Origin of the sequence: Enterobacter sp. BIDMC109 (genome assembly GCF_001037885.1) — a bacterium.
In the GTDB taxonomy this organism is placed as follows: domain Bacteria; phylum Pseudomonadota; class Gammaproteobacteria; order Enterobacterales; family Enterobacteriaceae; genus Enterobacter; species Enterobacter hormaechei_C.
The window spans coordinates 1,488,630-1,508,675 of record NZ_KQ090002.1 but is presented as its reverse complement, the minus strand read 5'-3'; the positions used below and the strand labels follow the sequence as shown (position 1 = coordinate 1,508,675).

Annotated in this window: 17 protein-coding genes and 1 pseudogene; 1 reads left to right on the top strand and 17 read right to left on the bottom strand. The window is 55.3% G+C overall.

What is annotated here, in order from left to right:
• Window positions 1-28 precede the first annotated feature (28 nt).
• The 14 genes and pseudogenes from cpsB to SK62_RS07020 all read right to left on the bottom strand — a co-directional run bounded on the left by cpsB (window position 29) and on the right by SK62_RS07020 (window position 14,219).
• Complete coding sequence (cpsB, locus tag SK62_RS07085; RefSeq protein WP_017693088.1) at window positions 29-1,465, bottom strand: mannose-1-phosphate guanyltransferase; 1,437 nt, start codon at window positions 1,463-1,465, stop codon at window positions 29-31.
• Between the two features lie 3 nt (window positions 1,466-1,468).
• Complete coding sequence (gene wcaI / locus SK62_RS07080; RefSeq protein ID WP_022651482.1) at window positions 1,469-2,692, bottom strand: colanic acid biosynthesis fucosyltransferase WcaI; 1,224 nt, start codon at window positions 2,690-2,692, stop codon at window positions 1,469-1,471.
• A complete protein-coding gene (locus tag SK62_RS07075; protein WP_003863519.1) occupies window positions 2,689-3,168 on the bottom strand; it encodes a GDP-mannose mannosyl hydrolase in 480 nt (159 codons plus the stop codon). Before SK62_RS07075 ends, wcaI begins: the two co-directional genes overlap by 4 nt.
• A 2-nt stretch (window positions 3,169-3,170) precedes the next feature.
• A complete protein-coding gene (locus SK62_RS07070) occupies window positions 3,171-4,136 on the bottom strand; it encodes a GDP-L-fucose synthase (RefSeq protein WP_047718275.1) in 966 nt (321 codons plus the stop codon).
• A 2-nt stretch (window positions 4,137-4,138) separates the two neighbouring features.
• Complete coding sequence (gmd, locus tag SK62_RS07065) at window positions 4,139-5,260, bottom strand: GDP-mannose 4,6-dehydratase (protein WP_003863514.1); 1,122 nt, start codon at window positions 5,258-5,260, stop codon at window positions 4,139-4,141.
• A 21-nt stretch (window positions 5,261-5,281) separates the two neighbouring features.
• Window positions 5,282-5,836, bottom strand: a complete 555-nt coding sequence (gene wcaF / locus SK62_RS07060) for a colanic acid biosynthesis acetyltransferase WcaF (RefSeq protein ID WP_015572376.1) — start codon at window positions 5,834-5,836, stop codon at window positions 5,282-5,284.
• 16 nt (window positions 5,837-5,852) lie between these two features.
• The gene (wcaE, locus tag SK62_RS07055) at window positions 5,853-6,599 is read right to left on the bottom strand and encodes a colanic acid biosynthesis glycosyltransferase WcaE (protein WP_003863510.1); all 747 of its coding nucleotides are present in this window, start codon (window positions 6,597-6,599) and stop codon (window positions 5,853-5,855) included.
• A 16-nt stretch (window positions 6,600-6,615) separates the two neighbouring features.
• Complete coding sequence (wcaD, locus tag SK62_RS07050; protein ID WP_048249368.1) at window positions 6,616-7,836, bottom strand: colanic acid polymerase WcaD; 1,221 nt, start codon at window positions 7,834-7,836, stop codon at window positions 6,616-6,618.
• The gene (wcaC, locus tag SK62_RS07045) at window positions 7,811-9,028 is read right to left on the bottom strand and encodes a colanic acid biosynthesis glycosyltransferase WcaC (protein ID WP_045348878.1); all 1,218 of its coding nucleotides are present in this window, start codon (window positions 9,026-9,028) and stop codon (window positions 7,811-7,813) included. Before wcaC ends, wcaD begins: the two co-directional genes overlap by 26 nt.
• Window positions 9,025-9,515: pseudogene (gene wcaB, locus SK62_RS07040) on the bottom strand (colanic acid biosynthesis acetyltransferase WcaB). Before wcaB ends, wcaC begins: the two are co-directional and overlap by 4 nt.
• Complete coding sequence (gene wcaA / locus SK62_RS07035; RefSeq protein WP_017383272.1) at window positions 9,515-10,357, bottom strand: colanic acid biosynthesis glycosyltransferase WcaA; 843 nt, start codon at window positions 10,355-10,357, stop codon at window positions 9,515-9,517. Before wcaA ends, wcaB begins: the two are co-directional and overlap by 1 nt.
• Window positions 10,358-10,467: 110 nt before the next feature.
• Window positions 10,468-12,630 (bottom strand): tyrosine-protein kinase Wzc, encoded by a 2,163-nt coding sequence (wzc, locus tag SK62_RS07030; RefSeq protein WP_015572374.1) that lies wholly within the window; start codon window positions 12,628-12,630, stop codon window positions 10,468-10,470.
• A 2-nt stretch (window positions 12,631-12,632) separates the two neighbouring features.
• Entirely contained in the window at window positions 12,633-13,076 is a 444-nt protein-coding gene (wzb, locus tag SK62_RS07025; protein WP_003862078.1) for a low molecular weight protein-tyrosine-phosphatase Wzb, read from the bottom strand.
• Window positions 13,077-13,082: 6 nt separating this feature from the next.
• The gene (locus SK62_RS07020; protein WP_003862079.1) at window positions 13,083-14,219 is read right to left on the bottom strand and encodes a polysaccharide export protein; all 1,137 of its coding nucleotides are present in this window, start codon (window positions 14,217-14,219) and stop codon (window positions 13,083-13,085) included.
• A gap of 693 nt (window positions 14,220-14,912) precedes the next feature.
• On the opposite strand from SK62_RS07020, the gene SK62_RS07015 reads away from it, so the two are divergent.
• Entirely contained in the window at window positions 14,913-16,496 is a 1,584-nt protein-coding gene (locus tag SK62_RS07015; RefSeq protein ID WP_015572372.1) for a TerC family protein, read from the top strand.
• A 90-nt stretch (window positions 16,497-16,586) separates the two neighbouring features.
• On the opposite strand, the gene asmA is transcribed toward SK62_RS07015, so the two are convergent.
• The 3 genes from asmA to udk all read right to left on the bottom strand — a co-directional run bounded on the left by asmA (window position 16,587) and on the right by udk (window position 19,775).
• A complete protein-coding gene (gene asmA / locus SK62_RS07010; RefSeq protein ID WP_039270418.1) occupies window positions 16,587-18,437 on the bottom strand; it encodes an outer membrane assembly protein AsmA in 1,851 nt (616 codons plus the stop codon).
• A 23-nt stretch (window positions 18,438-18,460) separates the two neighbouring features.
• On the bottom strand, window positions 18,461-19,042 hold the full coding sequence (gene dcd / locus SK62_RS07005) for a dCTP deaminase (RefSeq protein WP_006811250.1): 582 nt from the start codon (window positions 19,040-19,042) through the stop codon (window positions 18,461-18,463).
• Between the two features lie 91 nt (window positions 19,043-19,133).
• On the bottom strand, window positions 19,134-19,775 hold the full coding sequence (gene udk, locus SK62_RS07000) for a uridine kinase (protein ID WP_000130320.1): 642 nt from the start codon (window positions 19,773-19,775) through the stop codon (window positions 19,134-19,136).
• Window positions 19,776-20,046: the final 271 nt, after the last annotated feature.

The following is a 20,046-nucleotide window of genomic DNA, read 5'->3' as shown; positions in this document are numbered from 1 at the left end:
GCAGCGCCACCGGGCATGATGCGGAGTGCTACACGCGCCCGTAGCGATCCTGGAAGCGGATGATGTCGTCCTCTTCCAGATAGGAGCCGGAACGCACCTCAATTAAGTCGAGCGGAATTTTCCCCGGGTTTTCCAGACAGTGCGTGGCGCCCAACGGAATATAAATGGACTCGTTTTCACCGAGCAGCTTCACTTCACCGTCGATGGTCACTTTGGCGGTCCCCGCCACCACCACCCAGTGTTCGGCGCGGTGATGGTGCATCTGCACCGACAGCCCTTCTCCCGGCTTCACGGTGATGCGTTTCACCTGGTAACGCTCGCCGGCGTCGATGGAGTCATATTTGCCCCACGGGCGGTAGACTTCGCGGTGAATATGGTGTTCGTGGCGGCCATCGGCCTTGATCTGCTCCACCACTTTTTTAACGTCCTGCACGGCATTACGGTCGGCAATCAGCACCGCGTCTTTGGTCTGCACGACCACCAGATCCTTCACCCCTACCGTGGTGACGAGGCCAGATTCGGCGTAGACGTAGCTGTTTTCCGTTTTGTGGCTGATCACATCCCCGTGATGGACGTTACCCTCCGGGGTATGCGCGCTGATCTCCCACAGTGACGACCAGGAGCCGACGTCGCTCCAGCCAGCATCCATCGGTACCACTACCGCATCTGCCGTACGTTCCATTACCGCATAGTCAATGGACTCTTCCGGACAGGCGAGGAAGGCTTCTTCGTCCACGCGGATAAAATCGAGATCCGGATCCACCACCGCCATCGCTTTTTCGCAGGCGCGCAAGATATCCGGGCGATATTTTTCCAGCTCTTCCAGGTAGCGACCGGCGCGGAACAGGAACATACCGCTGTTCCAGTAGTATTCCCCGCTGGCCACGTACGCCTGCGCGGTTTCCAGATTCGGTTTTTCGACAAACTGCGCCACGTCAAAGGCCACGCTGTCGCCTTCACCAGGCGTAACGCTGCCGCGGCGAATGTAGCCATAGCCGGTTTCTGGCAGATCCGGCACGATGCCGAAGGTCACCAGCTTGCCGTTCTCAGCGTAAGGAATCGCGGCGCGTACCGCATCGCGGAAGGCCTCTTCCTGCTGGATGACGTGGTCAGCCGCCAGCACCAGCATCAGCGGGTCGCAGTCCGGGCTGCTGCGTTTTGCCGCCAGCGCCGCGAGGGCAATGGCAGGCGCCGTGTTGCGTCCGGCAGGTTCCAGAATGATATTTTCGGTCAGTTTGTTCAGCTGGCGCAGCTGCTCGGCAACGATAAAGCGGTGCTGTTCGTTACAGATCACCACCGGGCTTTCACACTCCACGCCGTGCAGACGGTTAACCGTCGTTTGCAGCATGGTGAGGTCGCCTTTCAGGCACAGGAATTGTTTTGGATAAAGCACGCGGGACAGTGGCCACAACCGGCTCCCGGATCCACCCGCCATTACGACCGGATACAAAGTGGTTTGACTCATGATTTATCCCCGTATATCTGCAATAAATTGGCTCAGCACGTTCTCTTTCTCAAGCGTGCGTTCGGCATATTCACGTGCCACCGTGTTCTCTTTTGGCATGGCGAGTGCCTGCTCAATTCCGGTCACCAGCGCAGGAACCGATTCAGGCTCCACGCAAACGGCAATGCCCGGGTAGCTGTTGCACAGCTGGCCTAATTCTGTTGCGGCTTCTGCCGTAATCACCGCATTTCCGCCCACTGCCAGAATGTTGGTCAGCTTGGACGGCAGCACCGCATCCGCCGCGCCGCGTTTTTGCACCACCAGATGGCAATCCGCCATTTTCAGCAGCGCGGGCAGCGCGTCATAAGACTGAAGCGGGAAGAAGCGGATGTTGGTCAGTCCGCGCTCGCTGGCCATTTTTTCCAGCCGCGCTTTACCGCCGCCCTGCCCGACTATCACGAACATCCACGGGTGTTCGCTCAGCTGAAGCGCGGCGTCAATCACGCTCTCCAGCCCCTGTTTTTCGCCGATGTTGCCTGAGTAAAGAATGATTTTTTGCTCAGCAGGCAACCCGAGCTGCGCGCGTAACGCCTGCGCATCCTGGTCTGTCACATCGCGGAAGCGCGCCACTTCGGACCAGTTCGGAAAGAAGATCACTTTTTCCGCCGGGACGCCCTTCTCCTGCGCCTTGTTCATCATTGAGCGCGAGATGGTCGAGACGTAATCCACGTTGTGCAGGCCGCTGCGCTCAAAGGCGCTGGCAAGCTTCGCCACCTTGCCGCCCTTGCCTTTCCCGGCCATCCCCAGCCCGAGCATGGCGTCCACTTCATAATCCTGAATGTGCAGCAGGGTGCGCGCGCCGGAGAGTTTGCCCAGCAGGCGCATGCCTGGCGTACAGAACAGCGTCGGCACCACGCCGATGATGCGATCCGGCTTCCAGCGACGCTGCGCCATCAGCGGGAAGAAACTGCTCAGGGCAAAGCTGCCCAGATGAATTAAACGTTTCAGCGTCGAGGGCTGTTTCGGCACGTAGAGCGGGCAGCGCCAGACGGTCGCGGCGCCCTCTTCGCGGCGGTAGCGCCAGCTGGAATAGCGTTCGCCTACCTTCCACTCCGGGTAATACGGCGGGGCAGTAATCACCCGCACGTCATGTCCCTGGCTCGCCATCCACTCGACCATCTCGCCGGTGTATTTCCCGATACCGGTAAGCTCCGGCGAGTAGTTAATTCCGTAGACGAGGATTTTCATAGACCTGGCACCTCGGCCTGACGTTCCGCAAGGAAGTACGCCCGACTGTTGTCATGGACGTTGTCGCTTGCCAGCAGCGCCTCTGGCGTTAACCAGCGGTAATCGTCATGCTGAGAATCAGGCAGACGCAGGTCTGCCTCACTCACCTTCAGGCGGAACCCCAGCACGACGTAGTGCGTGGTGAACCCGGTGCCTGAAAAGTTATCGTCATAGAAGTGCTGCCAGACCCCGTAAAACTGGCCCGCTGCCATCGGCAGTTGCAGGCCCAGTTCCGCCAGAGTGAGACGCTCAAACGCATCGGTCAGCGTCTCATCCTTCTGCACGCGCCCGCCGGGCACGAACCAGAAGCCCTGTGCAGGACGATTGGTTCGTTTCCCCAGCAAGAACTCGCCGCGTTCGTTCTCCACGATCAAATCAATTGAGATCAGCGGAGTGGAACGCACTACCGTGGCAAAATCTTCCTGACTTAAAAACATCATTACCCCCGGAAGCGGTGCTGGTTTTCCAGGAACCACTGGTAGGTGCTGGCCAGCCCCTGCTCCAGTGAGACCTCGTGATACCAGCCCAGCTGATGCAGACGGGTCACGTCCAGCAGCTTGCGCGGCGTGCCGTCCGGTTTGGTGGCATCAAACAACACGCGTCCTTTGTAGCCCACCACCTGCGCGATGGTCTGCGCCAGCTCGCGAATGGTGCAGTCCACGCCGGTCCCGACGTTAATGTGCGACAGCATCGGCTCGGTGTTTTCCTGCCACACCTCGCGATCCAGCTCCATGACGTGAATGCTGGCCGCAGCCATGTCGTCCACATGAAGGAACTCACGCATTGGCGTACCGCTGCCCCACACCACCACGTCCGGGGCGTTTTCGGCAGTCGCCTCGTGGAAACGACGCAGCAGCGCCGGGATCACGTGCGAATTGCTCGGGTGGAAGTTGTCGTGCGGTCCGTACAGGTTGGTCGGCATCACCGAGCGATAGTCGCGGTTATACTGACGGTTGTAGGATTCACACAGCTTGATCCCGGCAATTTTGGCAATCGCATACGGCTCGTTGGTGGCTTCAAGCGTGCCCTGCAACAGTTCGCTCTCGGCGATCGGCTGCTTCGCCATTTTCGGGTAGATACAGGATGAGCCGAGGAACAGCAGCTTATTCACGTTGTGCAGATGCGCCGCGTGAATGATGTTGCTCTCAATCATCATGTTCTCGTAGATGAAATCCGCCGGGTAGGTGTTGTTAGCGACAATGCCGCCCACCTTCGCCGCCGCCAGATACACCTGGTCAATACGTTCGCTGGCGAAGAAGTCCTGCACCGCTTTGCTGTCAAGCAGGTTCAGTTCGTCGCGGGTGCGAACAATCACCTCAACGTCGCCGCGCTGTTCCAGCTGGCGAACAATCGCGGAACCCACCATTCCGCGATGACCGGCGACAAAAATACGTTGTTTTGTCATTCTCAGGACTCCAGCGCGATGGCAACCTCGTAGCCATGAGACTTGAGCAGGGAGTGTTTTTTCGCTGCTTCAAGATCTTTGGCCACCATCTCGGATACCATTTCTTGCAGGGTGGTTTCTGGTTTCCAGCCCAGCTTCTCGTGCGCTTTGGTTGGGTCGCCCAGCAGGGTTTCCACTTCAGCAGGACGGAAGTAACGCGGATCAACCTGGACAATCACGTCGCCTGGCTTCACGCCCGGTGCGTCGTGGCCGGTCACGGAAACAACGATACCCTTCTCTTCCACGCCGGTGCCTTCGAAGCGCAGCTTGATGCCCAGCTGTGCCGCAGCCATCTCAACGAACTGACGCACGGAGTACTGCACGCCGGTCGCGATCACGAAGTCTTCTGGCTGTTCCTGCTGCAACATCATCCACTGCATTTTCACGTAGTCTTTCGCATGGCCCCAGTCACGCAGGGAATCCATGTTGCCGAGGTGCAGGCAAGACTCCAGGCCCTGAGCGATGTTGGCGATCGCGCGGGTGATTTTGCGGGTCACGAAGGTTTCGCCGCGACGCGGAGATTCGTGGTTGAACAGAATGCCGTTACAGGCGTACATGCCGTAGGATTCACGGTAGTTCACGGTGATCCAGTAAGCGTACAGTTTCGCCACAGCGTACGGAGAACGTGGGTAGAACGGCGTGGTCTCTTTCTGCGGAATTTCCTGCACCAGACCGTACAGCTCAGAGGTAGATGCCTGGTAGAAGCGGGTTTTCTTCTCAAGACCAAGGAAGCGAATCGCTTCCAGCAGACGCAGCGTACCCATCGCATCCACGTCAGCGGTGTACTCCGGGGACTCGAAGGAAACCGCAACGTGGCTCATTGCCCCCAGGTTGTACACTTCATCCGGCTGTACTTCTTGCAGGATGCGGGTCAGGTTGGAGGTATCGGTCAGGTCGCCGTAGTGCAGATGGAATTTCGGGTTTGCCGCATGCGGATCCTGGTAAATGTGATCGACACGCTCGGTGTTGAATGAAGAGGCACGACGCTTAATACCGTGAACTTCATACCCTTTTTCCAGCAGCAATTCTGCCAGGTAAGAACCATCTTGTCCGGTAACGCCGGTGATGAGAGCGACTTTAGACATGTTTATATTCCTCTGTACTTATCAAAGTTTTTCAGTTTCAACGCGTTCGCGTATCACCACTGCGGGGTTGCCACGGCAAATTTTATTTGCCGGAAGCGATTTAAAAACGCTGCTGCGGGCACCGACTACCGTGCCATCGCCAACAGAAACACCGGGTGCAACAAAGACGTCTGTTGCCAGCCAGCATTTTTCACCGATCACAACAGGCGAAGCGGTAATATCAAAATGCGGGCTCATAAAATCGTGGCTGCCGGTGCACAAATAACACTTCTGTGAAACCACCGAATTTGCGCCAATCGTAATCTCGCCAAGGGTATATAACACCGCGTCATCCCCAACCCAGGCGTAATCCCCAAGCGTTAATTTCCAGGGATAAGTAATTTTCACCGAAGGTCGAATGACTACGTTTTTTCCTATTTTTGCGCCAAACAGACGCAGTAAAAATGCGCGCCAGCGGTACAGTATTTGCGGCGACCAGGCAAATAACGTTGCCTGTACAGCCCACCACAGTTGAACTTTAATACCGCTCCCGCCCCGAAAACCTTTCGGCACGGAGAATCCATTTAATTCCTGCATTACGTTTCCTTATATCTCAGGCTTTGTTATATAAGGCTTTCGCTTTACCCGTCGTTTTCAGACGTAAGAAATAAGATAATTCCGCCCAGAATCCCGGCACGCGTAATATTTTACGCTGCACGTTTTTGGCATCCTGGCACAGTTCCAGATTATTCGAGGTTGACACGCCACCCATTGAAAATTCAGATACCAGTCCTTTAATTCGACGGAACGGGTAGCCAGATTTGTACAGGCTGGCGGCCAGGGCATAATCTGATGACACTTTATAGCGCAAATCGTAAGGCTGTTTTTTCAGGCCGCTCATTGGGAAGAAAATAGCCTGATGGCTGGCCGGCAGGCTGTGGTAGATATACCAGCCTGGTTTCGCGCCGCGCAGCACTTTTTTCCCCTCGCCGAAATCAAGCAGCGCATCACCAATAAACATGGCATCTTCTTTCTGGCGCGCCAGTTGACGGGCAAACAGCGCCACATCTTCATGGAACACATCGCCGGAATTGAGGAAGATCGCGTAACGCCCCTGCGCCATGTTGATGCCTTTATTCATGGCATCGTAAATACCTTTATCTTTCTCGCTGATGTAACGTAAGTTGAACTCACCGTTGAGTTTTTCCAGGAACTCCGCCGTGCCGTCGTTCGAGCCGCCATCGACCACGATCCACTCAAAGGTGAGGCTCGGATCGCGCGCCAGGTTGCGCAGCGAGCGCCAGGTTTTTACCACCCCTTCGTAGTTACGAAAGGCGACAGTAATGACGCTAAGAAACATAAATCACCTCATTTCGTCATACGCTCGTAATATTCAGCGCTTTGCGCAAAATAAACGGACATACAATTAAGAATGCATATTCCGGGCTAAATATTGACCCGGTAAAAAACAACGACACCGGTGTGAACAGATAAAGTTGCACGCGAAAGTTCTGGTTATCACCAAACGCGTTAATCATCATTTTGAAAACTTTAAACAGATACCACAGTGTCAACAGTACGGCGAACCAGGAAAAATAGATAATTAACAGATACAGACCATTGTCTATGGTTTTACCGACATCCGCACCGTTAAAGATTCCGAATGATGCAACATATTCGTAAAGTGAGCCGAATCTTACTACGCCATCAATATGGGTTAAGGAATAACCCACCATCACCAGTGGACCAATGATGCGATAATAGGACGACGAACCTTCCGTTCCCAAATCACCCAGACGTTCAGAAATGTACGGAAACGCAAATATTACGCCCACTAAAAATACCGTCAGAGAGATTATCGCCAGCGGCAGTTTTTTCTTAATCGCCTCTTTGTTCAGGTACTGGAACGCCCACTCCAGCAGGTAAAACAGAATAAACGTCATTACCCCGGAGAACGACCCTGACAGAACGATTCCTGCAAGAATCATAGCATCGGTCCTGGGGGTTTTGATACCGAACTGTTTGATGCTGAGCCAAATTGAGATTAATGCCAGAGCAAAAAACGCCGGTTCAAAATAGAGCGCGGTTGTACGCTTGCCACCAAACTTAATGAAGTTCAGTACATAGCTGTTACTGTATATAAGATATTTCGAAATTATTTCCATCAGGCTACTGCCGCCTGTGAGAATAATTTGCGCCATCTCCATTGCCGCAAGCACAACAATCAGCCCGACGACAATATAAAAGAACCTGAGGATTTTCCTATAATTGTGCGGAGAAATAGTTTTAAAGCGAATACTCCACACCATGCCAATAATGATAACGATATAAACAAACAGCATGGTGGAGGTGACATATTTGCTGGCGTCCAGCGACTGACCAAAGATGTAGTTAAACGCCGTCAGACCAAACCCGATGCCCAGTGAAATCATCAGCTTTTTGAGGTTAAGCTTGTCAACGTAAAGCAACAGCAGAACCGGCAGGAAGGTGACGATAGTGATCGGGAAGCTTTCACCGAGCTGGGCAATCTTAACGTTGACCAGCAGGTAGAGCAGCGGCAGCAGCAGATAACTACAGATTCTGATAGAACGAGACATACTCCTCCAGCATCTGTTGTCCACTGTACGCTTTGCGGCTACGGTTGCGGAACGATTCCAGGTCCGTGCCAAAAACAGCCTGCGCGATATCGGCCTTCGACAACTGCACCAGCGGCAGCACCTCATTTTCACTGAAGGTTTTACCGCCGGATTTCTCCAGCACTTCCCGCGCGGCGTCGCTGTGGGTGGCAATCACCGGTACGCCGATGGAGAGCGCTTCGCACAGGATCAGCGGGTAGTTGTCCACGCGGGAGCTGAACACCAGCGCGTCCATACCGTTCAGCGCGCTCATCAGTTTGCGCTTGTCGGTTTCAAACCCGTGGTTCACCACGTTAGCGCCATCAAACGGCGAGAATTTGCCAAAGGTATGCAGCTCAATTTTGTCGCCGAGCGCCATCATGTCGCGCACCAGCTGCTGGTTGGTTTTGCCGTCGTAGCGCAGGTCATGGGCGACGACCGCAATTTTCGGCTTACCGGGGGTAACGGCTACGGGCGTCAGTTCGGCCAGGATCGCTTCCGTTGCCACATCAATACCGTTGTTGATGATCTGGCAGCGCCCTGCTCCGTACAGGCTATTAAAAGCGTCCGCCACGTGCTGGCTTGGGGAGATAAAGGTGCAGCCGAGCGAGAGCATATCGCGGAACAGCTGACGCTTACCCTCAACCAGCTGATGCGCGCGATCGACCTTCACCGGCGGGTAGTTGCTGAGCGTAGGGCATTTCTGGCAGTTATCTTTCCAGCCTTCGCAGCCGTCGGTAAAGGCGCAACGTCCGGTCACGCTCCAGTGGTCGTGCAGCGTCCAGACAAATCGGGTATCCGGCTTGTGCGCCTTCACCTTGCCACAAAACGCCACCACCTCTTCCAGATTCAGCCAGTAGCTGTGCAGCACGTGGAAGTGCAGCACAACCGGGCCGCGAGTGCGGGTGACGGTGCGATAGAGATTATTCAGGTTGCCGAACAGGTCGCGGTTAAACAGGCGGAACAGCGCAATATTGGCGATGGAGGTCAGACGTGGCGTCTGCTTCAGCACCTGCGGATAGTTATCATGGCTGACGCTTTTCTTGCCGCCTTTACCGTAACCGTAAACAAAGCGCGACTGGAGTCCTTTTTGCAGCGCGCGCTGGTGCAGATCCAGCGCTACGCCTGCCGCCCCGCCCTCTGCGAGGCGTACGTTAAATTGCAGAATGTTCATTTAATCACCTTCACGCGGGCTTTCTCGCCCACCACCAGCGCGTTGTCCGGAATGCTGTCCAGCACCACGCTGCCTGCGCCAATCGTCACGTTATTGCCCACGGTAATGTCCCCGATCATCACCACGTTGGCCCCAGCTCGACGTTATTGCCAATCACCGGGCAGGCCAGGCTGTCTGGCCCGCGGTTGCCGATTGTCACCCCGTGGCGAATGGTGAAATCATCACCCGCGACGACGAACTTGTTGATGACCACCGCATAGCCGTGATGAATGGTAAAGCGGCGGCCAATGGTGGCAGCGGCCTGAATTTCATAGCCAAAAAAGCATTCGGTGATGATGCGGTACAGCACCAGCACCGGCGCGGCCCAGATATTGTTCAGCACATTTTTTTTGCGCCACACCGAGCAAAAGTGCGCAATACGGTAGGCCAGAACCATGCAGCACGGGCGCAGGCTCCAGCTGTTAGCGCGGCAATCTTCCAGAAACATTATTTCCCCCGAAGCCCGTCAGCCAGACGCTTGCCGTTACGTACCGACAGCAGCGTCAGCAGCGTGCGCCAGTTCATGCGCTTATTACGGATCTGATACAGGGTGAAGAGCTGATACTTCCGGCTGGCACGGTCAAACTTGTCCTTGTGCTTGCGGTAAAAATGGAAGTAGCCCGAGAATTTCTTCGGTGACGAGGTGATTTGCATCTCCCCGTGATTGATGTGCAGGATCTGCGTGGCCTCTTCCACCTTCCACGGCTCGCCGTACTCCACCACCATCCGCAGGAAGATGTCGTAATCCTGCGCGGCCTTCAGCTCGGTATCGAACAGGCACTCCTTAAAGCGCCATGCCCAGGTAAACACCTGATTGCCGATAATGTTGCGCTTGTAGAACAGGCGGCGGGAATACGGTGATTTCGGATACAGCGGCAGGCTGGCCGGCTGCGAATAGACCTCGCCCTGGCAGACATAGTCATTGGCATACAGAAACGCGTGGGTCACCAGCTGCGCTTTGTGCGACAGGAAGATTGACAGACGGTTTGGCGTCCATTCGTCATCGTCGTCGATACCGGTCAGATACTGCCCTTTCGCCTGCATAATCGCCTGGTTGCGCACCGCACACGCCCCGGAGTTGATGGCGTTGTGGGTGTACACCACGCGCGGGTCGTTCAGGTCTTCAACAAACTTTTGCAGTTGTTCGTAAGAGGAGGAACAGTCATCCACGATAATCAGTTCCCAGTTATCGTAATCCTGACGCAGGACCGATTTAATCGCGCGGATCGCCAGCTGCTGACGATTCCATGTCGGCATATAGATAGAAATCAAAGGGCGTTGTGTGGTCATGGTCTTCCCCTTATCCCTCACCCCGACCCTCTCCCGGAGGGAGAGGGAGAAAAGCTGCACCATGCAGTCCTCTCTCCCCCCTGGGGAGAGGGTTAGGATGAGGGGGATTATTATTTACTGTCAGACTTGTATTCGTACTCGTAGTAGCCGTAATCCTGATACCCGGTCGCGCGGCGGAAGATGGAGTTCAGAATGACCCCCTTAACCTCAATACCGTTCTGCTCAAAGCGGCTCAGGCTGGTTTCCACTTCCTTCAGGGTGTTCACCGCATAGCGTGCAACCATCAGCGTGGTGCCCGCATGACGCCCTACCACGGCAGCGTCGGTGACCGCCAGAATTGGTGGGGTATCGATCAGCACCAGGTCATAATTTTTGCTCGCCCACTCAATCAGCTGCGTGAAGCGCTCGCTCATCAGCAGTTCAGACGGGTTCGGCGGCACCTGGCCACGCGGGATCAGGTCAAATTTCGGAATCGACGTCGGCTTGGCGCTCTCGCTGATTTCCCCTTTACCGAGCAGGATTTCCGACAGACCGTTAACGTTGTTGGTGCCCAGCAGCTCGTGGGTGTAGCCCTTACGCATATCGCAGTCGATCAGCAGCACGCGCTTGTTGGTCTGGCTCACCACCGCCGCCAGGTTGGCGCAGACGAAGGTTTTACCGATTGACGGGCTGACACCGGTCATCATCAGGACGTTGTTTTTGGCCTGCATCATGGCGAAATGGAGGCTGGTACGCAGGCTGCGCACCGCTTCAATCGCCAGGTCGGTCGGGTTACCCACGGCCAGCAGCTGGCTCTGCTTGTAGCGCTTGACGCCCTTAACGGTTTTGACGCTGTCACGGGACTTCTGCCACTCGGAGAGCGGGATGCTGGCGTACACGCTGATCCCGTTCTCTTCCAGCACCTGCGGGCTTTCGATACCGCGGTTAAACAGCGAGCGCAGCAGCACGCCGACGATGGAAAGCATCAGGCCGAGAATAATGCTGCCGAGAATAATCAGCGCTTTCTTCGGCTTCAGCACGCCCGGCTGGGTAATCGCCGGGTCAACGATACGCACGTCGCCGACGGTGCTGGCTTCGGTGATTTTCAGCTCCTGCTGTTTGTTCAGCAGCTGCATGTAAACCTGCTGGCCGGATTCCACATCACGCGTCAGGCGTACAATTTCCTGCTGCGTCTTCGGCATCGCGGTCACGCGGTCATTCAGCTTCGCCTTCTCTTCTTCCAGGGTACGACGTTTCTCCAGCAGCGTGCGGTACGCCGGGTGACGTTTGGTATAGAGCTTGGAAATCTCCGCCTCTTTGAAGGTCAGCTCGTTCAGCTGCGCATCAATATTCACCATGGAGTCGAGAACCGATTTCGCCTCCAGCGGCAGATCGACGGAATCCTTGTCCTGACGGTACGCGTTCAGCTTGTTCTCAGCGTCATCCAGACGGGCGCGCACCTCCGGCAGCTGTTTACTGAGAAACGCCAGGCTTTTTGCGGCTTCCGCTGACTTACGCTCAACGTTCTGCTCCAGATAGTTGCGGGTGATGCTATTGAGGATGTCGCGAATTTGATCCTTGTCTTCACCGGTGAATGTCATGCTCAGGACGCCGGTGTCCTTGCCGTTTTCGGTGACGGTCAGGTTGTTTTGCAGGTTGTTGATCATCCCGAGCGTCGAGAATTTGGTGACCGTAAACTCCCCGCCCTCATGCGCCTGAATTGCGCTGACCTTGATGCTGACGCCCTCTTTGGTCAGCATCTGCCCCACCTCACCGCGTGCGCTGAAGCCCGCGTCGCTGGTCAGCTGATACTGTTTTGGTCCCAGCACGGTCAGGGTAAAGGTTTGGTCCCCTGCCCCTTTTGGGATCACGAAGTCAGTCACTTTTACCGTATCGTTACTGCGCCCCATCAGGCGATCCCAGCCTGCGCCAAACACCGGGAAGGTATTTTTGGTGACCGCGATATCAAGCCCCAGATCGTGAACCGTTTTGCCCAGTACCAGGCGCGACTGAATCAGCTGAATTTCGGCTTCCGATGCCGGCGGCTTGTTGGCCAGCGCCGAGCCGATATCCTGAACCAGCGAGTTTCCGGTATTTTGTTCGATCTGCACCAGCGCGTCGGCGCTGTAAATAGGCGTCGCGAACAGCGTATAAACGATCGCCGCCACGGCAAAGATGGCGGTAATACCCAGCACCCACCATTTCGCTTCAATAACGGTCCCGACCAGGCGACCGATATCGATTTCATCACTGCCCGATGTCGGGGCGGCAGAAGGTCTTGTTTTTTCTGTCATTGTTATCCCTGCTGAGCTTTCAGTGCCTGCGCCCACTGACGGGCAGACTGGTCTAGTAAGGTGTATACCGCCTCAAAGGCCTCGCGGCTCTTGCGATACGGATCGGGAATTTCGCGCTCACCATCCCAGTGACCAAACAGCATCACCTTGCCGCGCATCTCCGGTGCGATATCGCACAGCGCGTGAATGTGGCGTTTTTCCATCGCGAGGATCAGGTCATATTCCCGGCACATCCGGCCAGAGACCTGACGGGCAACGTGCCCGTCGAGTGAGAGGTTATGCTCAAGGGCAACGCTTGCGGCACGTTCGTCGGCACCTTTTCCGACCAGCGCGCCCAGCCCTGCGGAGTCGACCGTTAACGCAGGCTGGTAATTTTTCAACAGCCTTTCAGCCGTGGGGGAGCGGCAAATGTTCCCCACGCACACCACCAGAATTTTGTTAAACATCGCGGCTTACCAGTTATGAACGTCGCTAGCCGTATCCGTCATGTAGCGAACGCCACTGATGGTAGGCAGCAACTGGTTGATCAGACGGTTCCAGCGGGCAACCGGCGCGGTGGTGACATAGACCACATCGTACGGCTGGAGACGGAACGACGTTGCCATGACCAGGGACGTCGCGTCGGACATATCCAGCTGGTAGATGTTGGCAATCTTGCCCTTCGCGTTCTCGCCTTTGATAGGACGGATCACGAAGATACCGCTGGCGTTGGAGGCGGTCAGATCGATGCCTTCCGCATTGCCCAGCGCTTCGGTCAGGGTCATACCGCTGAAGTCCATCTTGAGGGTGCTCTGTTTCTTCACTTCACCCATCACGAACACTTTCAGATCGTCGTTGCGCGGCACGTACAGAATATCGCCCGGATAAAGGAGGCGGTTCTGGGTCAGGTCACCGTTTTGCATCAGCGCCTGAAGCGAAATGCGCTGCTCTTTGCCGTTGTGGGTCAGCACCACGTTGCGCCAGTCAGCGCCGTCGGTTAAGCCGCCTGCGGCATTGATCGCATCGAGAACGGTGAGCGGGACGTTAGTGATTGCCTGCTGGCCGGATTTATTGACCTGGCCAGAGATATAGGCTTTCTGGGATCTAAACGCGGCGATATTAACGTCCACCTGCGGGTCAGCAATGTACTGCGCCAGGCGGCCGGTAATATCACTACGGATCTCAGCAAGCGTTTTGCCCGCGACGTGCACTTTGCCAATGTAGGGATAGAACATGGTGCCATCGGACTGTACCCAGTTACCGGTGTCACTTGAGCTGCGGTACTGGCCCGCAGGCGTGGTCAGTTCAGGGTGATCCCAGACGGTCACATTAATGACGTCACCCGGACCCACGCGATACTGGTAAGAGGCAATTTCCTGGTCCAGAGACATATTTGGCTGAGCAACATTTGGACGTGGGCGTAATTGTTCCACCAGACGTGGGGTTAATGGATACACATTCACCATTTTGTCGAGATCAAAATCAGCATCCTGCTGTTTAATCACATCCTTGCCCATTGTCGACATATTGCTGCCGGGAAAGACCGTGCAACCACTCATCAAGGTCACAGACACCAATAATGGCATCAATTTCATTTTGGATTTCATCATTGATTATTTATCACTTTGGCAGAGTAATTATCCTGTGCAATTAAAATAAGCGCGGGTCGTGGTGACAATCAGAATGCAGTTAATCATTTAGCAATATAACTGGCATCAGTCCTAAAAAAAGCTTATTCATCCATTGGCTATTGACAGAATAATTGAGGCTGATTCACACGCTTTCAGGCACGCTACCGCCCTTGGCTTTCAGTTACCAATCCACTGACTAAACAATGCGTTATGGTTAGACACCCTCTTGGATAAGGCCTTTTGCGAAATATATCAAACGCCTCACAGGGACGATTGATAATGTATAACCTTCACCAAAGACCGAAACAAAAATAGCAACAAGGAGATTTAACATTTGATGCTGGAAGAATTGTTGCAGCTAACCTAATAGCAGGCAAGGAGACAACCGTCCTAATATTCGTTTTTAAGATTAATATTAAGAGCAAAGTTTTAAGGTTTTCGGATTTTCTTTATATTGACAAAATAGATCGCCGGACCATTTATTGCGATATTTCCTAAATGTCGACTTGTGTAATTAAATCTCCGCAATTAACTTATTTACACCGCCCGGCAAATGGGGTTTACCAGAGTGTAGCATTAAGAGAAATCTCACCCCGGCATTGCAATTTCCGTCGGCTTTATCCATGATCGAAGTGTGACATTAGTCATATAACAGAAGGTATTGCATTTACTATGGAATGGATTGCCGATCCATCAATCTGGGCCGGGCTGGTGACGCTGGTCGTCATCGAATTAGTGCTCGGCATTGATAACCTGGTGTTTATCGCCATCCTTGCCGATAAATTACCCCCTTCACAACGCGACCGCGCCCGCGTGACGGGCCTTCTGCTCGCCATGGTGATGCGTCTGCTGTTACTGGCCTCAATCTCCTGGCTGGTGACGCTGACCAAACCCTTATTCAGCGTGCAGGGTCTGAGCTTTAGCGCCCGCGACCTGATCATGCTTTTCGGCGGATTGTTCCTGCTGTTCAAAGCCACGGTTGAGCTTAATGAGCGGCTGGAAGGAAAAGACAGTGAAAACCCCACCCAGCGACGCGGCGCTAAATTCTGGCCGGTGGTCGCACAGATCGTGGTGCTGGACGCCGTCTTTTCTCTCGACTCCGTGATCACGGCCGTCGGGATGGTTGACCATCTGGCGGTGATGATGGCCGCGGTGATCATTGCCATCACCCTGATGGTGCTCGCCAGTAAAGCCCTGACGCGCTTCGTGAACAGTCACCCGACTATCGTCATCCTCTGTCTGAGCTTCCTGCTGATGATTGGCTTTAGCCTGGTGGCGGATGGTTTTGGCTTCCATATCCCGAAAGGGTATCTGTATGCCGCCATTGGTTTCTCGGTGCTGATTGAATTTCTCAACCAGCTGGCCATTTTCAACCGTCGCCGTTTTCTCTCCGCGAACCAGACATTACGACAGCGCACCGCAGATACGGTGATGCGCCTGCTGAGCGGCAAAAAAGAGGATGCCGAGCTGGATGCTGAATCCGCGGCGATGCTTGCCGACCACAGCGACGGGCAGATCTTCAACCCGCAGGAACGCCGGATGATAGAGCGCGTGCTTAACCTCAACCAGCGCTCGGTGAGCAGTATTATGACCTCCCGCCATGACATTGAGCATATAGACCTGACCGCGCCGGAAGAGCAGATCCGCGCCCTGCTGGATAAAAACCAGCACACCCGGGTGGTTGTCACCGGCGGTGAAGAGGAAGAAGAGCTGCTGGGCGTGGTACACGTGATTGACCTGCTGCAACAGCAACTTCACGGCGAGCCGCTCAACCTGCGGGCGCTGGTGCGCCAGCCGCTGGTCTTCCCGGAAGCGCTGCCGCTGCTCTCCGCGCTGGAGCAGTTCCGCAACGCGCGTACCCACTTCGCGTTTGTCGTTGATGAGTTTGGTTCTGTGGAAGGGCTGGTGACGCTCAGCGACGTGATGGAAACCATCGCCGGTAATCTGCCTAATGAGGTGGATGAGATCGATGCGCGCCACGATATTCAGAAAAACGCCGACGGCAGCTGGACCGCCAACGGCCACATGCCGCTCGAAGATCTGGTGCAGTTCGTTCCGCTTCCGCTGGACGAGAAGCGCGAATACCACACCATCGCCGGTTTGCTGATGGAATATCTGCAACGTATCCCGCAGCCGGGCGAAGAGGTTCAGGTGGGGGATTACATGATCAAAACCTTGCAGGTAGAGAGCCATCGCGTGCAGAAGGTGCAGTTGATACCGCTGCGCGGTGAAGATGAGATGGATTTTGAGGTGTAAAAAAGCCGGGTGGCGCTTCGCTTACCCGGCCTACGGTGTCTGGCTTTTGTAGGCCGGGTAAGGCAAAGCCGCCACCCGGCACAACAGGCATCACAGCTTATCGAGCAGCTTTTTCACATCCTTACCTGACTGAGACTCTTTATTGCGGTCCGCCCAGTCATTCAGCCGACGTTTCGCTTCATCCTGAAGGTGCTTACGCAGGATCTGATCGACCTGCAAACTGTAATTCAACTCCTGCCATTTTCCGTACACGCGCAGCGGTATCGGCGTCTCTTTCAGGAACTCCACAAGCTGTCCTTCGCCTTCCCAGCCAGCCTTCACGCGGACGTTGAAGCGGGTGTCTGCCGTCTCTTTCACCAGATCCAGCGCGCCGGTTCCGGTCAGCGCCAGCAGTGACGACGTCCCCTGCATGTCGTCAAGCGAGAGCTGACCGTTGTCGAGGGCAAGCTCGCTGGTAAAGCTGTCGAGACGGGTTGCGCTGTCGTAGTTTTCATTCGCTTTCACGCTGCTGCTGCGCTCTACCGCCTGCTGCACCAGCTGCTGGAAGTTCAGCCCTTCCATGCGCGAATCTTTCAGCTCAACATGCGCCTGCCCCTGCCAGCTACGACGGAAGGCGTCCGCATCAATCTTCGTACCAGAGAAATCCCCTGCCAGCGACAGCTGCCCCGTGAGGGCAATCGGGTAATTAAAGGCTTTCAGGATGGTGCCAATCTCAACGTTTTCCAGACGCGGCTGGAACGCGGCGCTGGCAACGTCTTTGCGCACATCCAGCGAGCCCGGCAGGGAGAGGTTCCCTGCTCCCATTTTTCCGCTGAGCTCGGAGATGACCAGCAGGCCGTTGTGGTTGAACATCTGGCTGCTGACGTCAGTAAAATCAATCCCACGCCAGCGCACGCTGTTCGCTTTCAGCAGAATGTCGGCGGTAAATCCGCGCAGGCCGTTGTAGTCAGGCTGATCGAGATTTGAGGAGATCACCGGACGCGACTGCGTGACCTGGCTTTGCCCCACCTGCGTGGCTCCCTCATCGGTCGCGTTCACCGGTTGGGGCGGAAGCAGGTTCTCGAGGTTCAGCTTGTCGAATTGCAGATCCAGCACCCACTTAGGTTTCTCATCAAGCGTGACGCTCGCCTGCCCCTTCAGGGCACTGTCGTTGGCCTGGAGGTTGAGCGCGTTCAGTTCGAGCTGTTTGCGCTCTTCATGCCACACCGCCTGCATCGTGCCCTGGCCGGCAATCCCCTTCGCGGGTAAATCCGCGCCGGTCAGCTGCCAGTTAAGCTGCTGAACGTCCGCCGTCAGCTGGTGCGGATAATCAGAGGCGTTCACGTTCGCGTTCATCGACAGGTTGAGATCGCGCTGATTGCGGTTGATCCGCCCGGAGAACTCCATGGTGGCGTGATGGTTGGCATCCTGCTCCATCCTGAGGTTGATATTGCGTACGGTGATCTGTTCGTCATCTTCATGCTGGAAAACCAGCACGCTGTCAGCAACTTTCAGATTACCAATATCGAACGACCAGCCGGTGTCAGACGGGACGTCAGGCAAGGTGTTTTCACGCGGTGCGACCGGAGCATCCGCCTGACGAACGGCTTCGGTTTGCGGCGTAAGCTGAATCACCGCCCCTTTCAGCATCACCTGTTCAACCTGGAGCTGATGGGATAACAGCGGGATGAGCGCGACATCAAGACGCATGTTATCCGCCGTGACCAGCGGCTGCGCGGCACCCGGCGCGGTGAGGGACATACGTCCGGAGAGAATGCTGAGCTGAGGCCAGACGTGCCAGCGCAGCGGCCCGTCCAGCTTGAGTTCATACCCGCTGCGCGCTTCCACCTGCCGCACCATGTAGGCCCGGAAGTCATTCGGGTTAACCAGCAGCACCAACGCTGAAAGGCCAGCCACCAGCACCACCAGCAAAATCATCAGCGTTGTCAGAACTCTTCTCATGGCTTCCTCAGTGAACTCACAGATCAGTCTTTATCGATACGACTGGCAACCGCACCCTGCTGGTCGCGATATTTTGCGTCCTGACGGCGGTTATAAGGACGGTCTGCCGGGCCGGTTAGCGGTTCGAAGCTCAACGCACCAATCATCATTCCCGGGCGAAGCGCCAGCGGCAGTTTACCGGCGTTAAAGAACTCCAGCACGATACGGCCAGACCAGCCCGGATCGATACGGTGCGCGGTGACGTGCACCATCAGGCCCAGACGCGCCAGGGAAGAGCGTCCGTCAAGCCAGCCGACCAGGTCCGCAGGCAGCGTGACCGATTCAAAGGTCACCGCCAGCGCCAGTTCGCCAGGATGGAGATAAAACGCCTCTCCTTCTTCGATGACGATTTCGTCGCTCATGACGCGATCCAGCGCCGCACTGACTTCGTCTTTTGGCCCGCTGAGGTCGATAAACGGTGCCGTGTGGCCGCTGAAGGTGCGGAATTTATTCCCCAGACGCACATCGACGGTCACGCCGTTAATACGCTCAACCGGCGGACGCGGGGTGATAGACAGGCGGCCTTCATCCAGCCAGGCTTCTATATCGCGGTCACAAAGACGCATGGCACTTTCTCCTTTCGTGCATCGCGCCCTGAAGCCTTACGGCGTCAGGGCAAAACCAGGTTATCTCTGAACGGTACACAATTCACACGGCTTATTCAAAAAACTGACTGATTTTCGCTTTTAAGATATCAATGGCAATACGGTTTTTACCGCCGCGAGGCACGATAATATCGGCGTATTGTTTCGAAGGCTCAATAAATTGCAGGAACATCGGGCGAACGGTTTTCTGATATTGCGCCATCACGGAGTCCATGGAGCGGCCGCGTTCGTTAACGTCGCGTTTAATACGCCGCATCAGACAGATATCCAGCGGAGTGTCGACGAAAATCGAGAAGTTCATAGATTCGCGCAGACGGGCGTCGGTGAGCAGCAAAATCCCTTCAAGGATAATCACCTTCTTGGGCTCGATACGGATCGTTTCCTGGGTGCGGGTATGTTCCACGTAGCTGTAGACGGGCAGCTCAATCGCCTCGCCGCGCTTCAGCGCTTCCAGATGCTGGAACAGCAGGCTGTGATCCATCGCACTGGGGTGGTCGTAGTTGGTTTTTACGCGCTCTTCCATCGAAAGATGGGATTGATCTTTGTAATAGCTATCTTCGGGAATCACACCGATATGCTCATCACCCACTTGTTCACGCAGTTCGCGATAAAGCGTACTGGCAATAAGACTTTTACCTGAAGCCGATGCGCCGGCGATGCCTATGATGACGCACTGATGAGACTTATCAGTCATAAATTTAGCGACCTGATTAACCTGGATGTAAGGAAGGACGACGCCGGAGCGTCAAACGCGGCAATTATAGGGATTTCGGGGGCGTGATACCAGTCGAATGCGCAGGTTATGCGAGGCGGGCTGAAAAGCGCTGTTTCACGCCTTTAGCAAAATTTTTACGCGCGGTTTTTCGCCATTTCATCACCCTTCTTCGCAGAGTAACTATTTTATAAGTCTATGAAGTCAAAATCTGACCACTCAGCATATGAATTGTAAAATGTTTGTACTAGCA